The organism is Pseudonocardia pini (assembly GCF_013870575.1).
GTDB lineage: Bacteria > Actinomycetota > Actinomycetes > Mycobacteriales > Pseudonocardiaceae > Pseudonocardia > Pseudonocardia pini.
Window position 1 is genome coordinate 1 of record NZ_JACBXB010000488.1, and the last position, 4223, is coordinate 4223.

Annotated in this window: 5 protein-coding genes; 4 read left to right on the forward strand and 1 reads right to left on the reverse strand. The window is 72.8% G+C overall.

The window, feature by feature from the left end:
* Positions 1-234: 234 nt before the first annotated feature.
* From H5J29_RS22980 to H5J29_RS22990, 3 genes are read left to right on the forward strand one after another with little or no spacing between them, the layout of a single operon-like run.
* Positions 235-690 (forward strand): MaoC family dehydratase, encoded by a 456-nt coding sequence (locus H5J29_RS22980; RefSeq protein ID WP_181783116.1) that lies wholly within the window; start codon positions 235-237, stop codon positions 688-690.
* 13 nt (positions 691-703) lie between these two features.
* The gene (locus H5J29_RS22985) at positions 704-1915 is read left to right on the forward strand and encodes an acetyl-CoA C-acetyltransferase (RefSeq protein ID WP_181783117.1); all 1212 of its coding nucleotides are present in this window, start codon (positions 704-706) and stop codon (positions 1913-1915) included.
* Between the two features lie 8 nt (positions 1916-1923).
* Positions 1924-2379 carry a MarR family winged helix-turn-helix transcriptional regulator gene (locus H5J29_RS22990; protein ID WP_312858365.1) on the forward strand — a complete coding sequence of 152 codons (456 nt, stop codon included), beginning with the start codon at positions 1924-1926 and terminating at the stop codon, positions 2377-2379.
* A 22-nt stretch (positions 2380-2401) separates the two neighbouring features.
* On the opposite strand, the gene H5J29_RS22995 is transcribed toward H5J29_RS22990, so the two are convergent.
* On the reverse strand, positions 2402-2926 hold the full coding sequence (locus H5J29_RS22995) for an inorganic diphosphatase (RefSeq protein ID WP_181783119.1): 525 nt from the start codon (positions 2924-2926) through the stop codon (positions 2402-2404).
* Positions 2927-3071: 145 nt separating this feature from the next.
* On the opposite strand from H5J29_RS22995, the gene H5J29_RS23000 reads away from it, so the two are divergent.
* On the forward strand, positions 3072-4223 hold a 1152-nt coding region (locus H5J29_RS23000; RefSeq protein ID WP_181783120.1), incomplete at its 3' end, for a D-alanyl-D-alanine carboxypeptidase.

Sequence of the window (4223 nt, forward strand, 5' to 3'; positions counted from 1 at the left end):
CGTCCAGGGGGTCTTCCGGATGCGTCCGCTGCCCGGCCGTCGGATCGAGATCGGTCTGCACGCCGTGGTCGCCGCCCCCGGCTCCGCGGAGCCCCGGGACCTGCCGGTCAGGCTGGAGTTCCGCGGCGCCTTCGTCCGCTGAGCGGGGGCGGCGTGGGATCCCCCACGGACCCCCGGGCCCGGCCCCTCCGATGTGGCAGGGTGACCGGACCGACAGCAGAGGAAAGGGCGGACATGCGCGTCTTCAACGGTGTGGACGAGATCAGCGGGCTGGCGGGGGAGCACCTCGGCACCTCGGACTGGGTCACGGTCGAGCAGAAGCACGTCGACCAGTTCGCCGAGGCCACCGGCGACCACCAGTGGATCCACGTCGACCCCGAACGTGCGGCGCAGGGCCCGTTCGGCGGCACGATCGCCCACGGCTTCCTCACGCTGTCGCTGCTCCCCGTGCTGGTGGGCCAGGTGTACAAGATCGACGGCACCCGGATGGGCATCAACTACGGCCTCAACAAGGTCCGGTTCACCTCCCCCGTCCCGGTCGGCAGCAGGGTCCGGGCCCAGGTCACGCTCGCGAACGTCGAGCGGACCAAGGACGGCGCGGTGCAGCTCACCACCTCGATCACGGTCGAGCTCGAGGGGGCCGAGCGCCCCGCCCTGGTCGCCGAGTGGCTGACCCGCCAGTACGTGTGAGACGAGGATCGCGATGCGCGACGCGGTGATCTGCGAGCCGATCCGGACCCCCGTGGGTGGGTTCGGCGGGTCGTTGCGGGACGTGCCGGTCAAGACCTTGGCGGCGACGGTGATCAGGGCGCTGGTGGAGCGGACGGGGTTGCCGCCGGAGTCGGTCGACGACGTGCTGTTGGGCAACTGTTATCCCACGATGGACTCCCCGGCGCTGGGTCGGGTGGCGGCGCTCGACGCCGGGATCCCGATCACCGCGGGCGGGCTGCAGATCGACCGGCGTTGCGGCTCCGGCCTGCAGGCGGTGCTCTACGCGGCGATGCAGGTGCAGACCGGTGCCTCGGAGGTCGTGCTGGCCGGTGGGGCGGAGTCGATGTCGAACGCCGCGTTCTACTCGACGTCGATGCGGTGGGGCGCCAAGGCGGGTCCCGGGGTGATGTTGCACGACTCGTTGGCTCGTGGGCGGGTCACCGCGGGTGGGGACCACTATCCGGTGCCGGGCGGGATGATCGAGACGGCGGAGAACCTGCGGGCTGAGTACTCGATCCCGCGTGAGGAGCAGGACGAGTTCGCGGTGCGGTCGCACCTGCGGGCGGCGGCGGCGCAGGCCGCGGGTGTGTTCGCCGAGGAGATCGTGCCGGTGACGGTGCCCGGTCGTCGGGGTGACACCGTGGTCGAGGCCGATGAGCACATCCGGCCGGACTCGTCGGTGGAGACCTTGGCGAGGCTGCGTCCGATCCTGGGCAGGCAGGACCCGGAGGCCACGGTGACCGCGGGAAACGCGTCGGGGCAGAACGACGGTGCGGCGGTCTGTGTCGTCACCTCGCCGGAGAGGGCCGCGGAGCTGGGGTTGCGTCCGTTGGTGAGGCTGGTGTCCTGGGGTGTGGGTGGGGTGGCGCCGAGGACGATGGGCATCGGCCCGGTCCCGGCCGTGGCGAAGGCCCTCGACGCGGCCGAGGTCGCGTTGAAGGACGTCGATCTGGTCGAGCTGAACGAGGCGTTCGCGGCGCAGGTGTTGGCGTGTACGCGGGAGTGGGGGTTCACGCCGTCGGACTTCGACCGGTTGAACGTGCACGGGTCGGGGATCTCGCTGGGTCATCCGGTCGGTGCGACCGGTGGGCGGATCCTGGCCACGCTGGCTCGGGAGATGGTGCGCCGCGACGCCCGTTACGGCGTGGAGACGATGTGCATCGGCGGCGGGCAGGGCCTGGCCGCGCTCTTCGAACGCGTGTGAGCCCACCCGTGGCGGACCACACGGACCAGGCGGACGAGCTGGGCACCCAGCTCGCCCGCCTGTTCCGGCTGGTCGACCGGCTGCAGTCGCAGCACCAGGCCGCGCACCCGGACGCCGTGGACCGGGCCGCCTACCTGCTGCTCGTGCACCTGGTGAAGGACGGGCCCCGCAGGCCGGGTGCGCTCGCCGAGGCGGTGCACTCCGATCCCTCGACGGTCAGCAGGCAGCTCGCGCACCTCGTGCGGCTGGGCTACGTGGCGCGGACACCGGACCCCGACGACGGCAGGGCCTCGCTCATCGCCGCGACCGAGGAGGGCGCGCGGGTCTTCGAGGAGAACCGCAGGGCGCGCACCGAGCGGATCGCCACGATGCTGGCGGACTGGCCCGCCGAGGAGCGGGCCACGTTGACCCGCCTCCTCGGCCGCTTCACCACGTCCATGGAGGACTACTGGACGGGGCGCTGAGCCCCGCCCGCCCGGACAGGGCTCAGTGCCCGTCCTCGCCCTCGGCCTGCTCGGCCTCCGCCGCGAGGCGGTCCTGCTCACGCTTGCGCGAGCTGACGATCTCCCGCTCGGCGTCCGCCCGGCCGACCCAGGCGGCACCCTCGACGCTCTTGCCCGGCTCGAGGGTCTTGTAGATCTCGAAGAAGTGCTGGATCTCCGCCCGGTCGAACTCGGGCAGGTGGTGGATGTCGCGCAGGTGCTCCTGGCGCGGGTCGTCCGCGGGCACGCAGAGGACCTTGTCGTCCCCGCCCTTCTCGTCCTTCATCCGGAACATCCCGATCGCGCGGGAGCGCACCAGGCAGCCGGGGAAGGTGGGCTCCTGGATGAGCACCAGCGCGTCGAGCGGGTCCCCGTCCTCGCCGAGGGTGTCCTCGATGAAGCCGTAGTCCGCGGGGTACTGGGTCGCGGTGAACAGCGTGCGGTCCAGGCGGAGCCTGCCCGTCTTGTGGTCCACCTCGTACTTGTTGCGGCCGCCCTTGGGGATCTCGATGAGAACGTCGAACTCCACGGGTGCTCCTCTGGTCGGTCCGAGCTGTCTGGTGCAAGCAGGCCGCGCCGAGGGGCGCGGCACCTACCTCTAGTGTGGGGGACCGCGTCCGGCCGGTCGTGACCGGCTGGTCCTCATCTGTCTGGACCGGAAGGACGGTGGAGCGGTGGGCCTGGGCCGCCGGATCGGCGACACACTGCGACTGCCCACGCGCCCGGGACGCGTCGTGCTCGTCGTCCTCGTGGTGGTGGCGCTGGCCGCCGCAGGCGGTGGGACGGTGGCGCTCACGGCGCCGAACGTGTTGTCGGACTTGGGATTGCGTTCCGTCGCGGTGCCGGAGAAGGCTCTCGACGTGCCGGTCCCGGAGCTCGCCGCACTGCCCGCCACGGCCCCCACGCCGAGCGCCGCGGGGCTCGGCTCGGTGCTCGACCCGCTCGCCGGTTCCTCGGCGCTGGGGGACTTCTCCGCGATCGTCGTGGACCCGGCGGCGCCGCGCGGTGCCTCGCCACTGTGGCAGCAATCACCGGAGAAGCCTCTCGTTCCGGGGAGTACCGGCAAGCTGCTGACGGCCGCCGCCACGCTGCTGACCCTCGACCCGACGGACCGGCTCGCCACCAGGGTCGTCGCGGGCGCCCAGCCCGGGCAGGTCGTCCTGGTCGGCGGCGGGGACCCCACGCTGACCGCGCTGCCCGTCGGCCGGACCGGCACCTACCCCGACCCCGCCCGGCTCGACGAGCTGGTCGCCGCGGTCCGGAAGTCGCTGCCCGACCAGCGGATCACCTCCGTCGTGGTGGACACGAGCGCCTGGACCGGGCCGCTCCTCGCCGAGGGTTGGGACCCGGTGGACGTGCCCGGCGGGTTCGTGGCGCCGATGGTCCCGCTGATGGTCGACGGCGGCAGGCAGGACCCGAGCCTGCAGGACGGCCCCCGGGTGACCGACCCGGCGACGCAGGCCGGGAAGGCCTTCGCGGACAAGCTCGGCGCCGCGCAGGTCACCAAGGGCGTCGCGCCGCCCGACGCGAAGGAGCTCGGCCGGGTCGCCTCGGCGCCGGTGTCCTCGCTGGTCGAGCACCTGATGACCACCTCGGACAACGTGCTCGCCGAGAGCCTGGCGCGCACCGTCGCCGTCTCGCGCAAGGCCGATCCCTCCTTCGCCGGCTCCTCGGCGGCGGTCCTCGCCGCGCTCGCCCAGGCGGGTTTCGACGTCACCGGCGCGCGGATGGTCGACGGCAGCGGCCTCTCGACCGCCGACCTCGTCCCCGCCGCACTGCTGGGCGCCGTGCTGGACCTGTGCCAGAAGATCAAGAAGGTGCCGGTC

Coding starts and splice junctions, on each gene's coding strand:
- H5J29_RS22980 (WP_181783116.1), top strand. CDS start 235: ATGCGCGTCTTCAACGGTGTGGACGAGATCAGCGGGCTGGCGGGGGAG.
- H5J29_RS22985 (WP_181783117.1), top strand. CDS start 704: ATGCGCGACGCGGTGATCTGCGAGCCGATCCGGACCCCCGTGGGTGGG.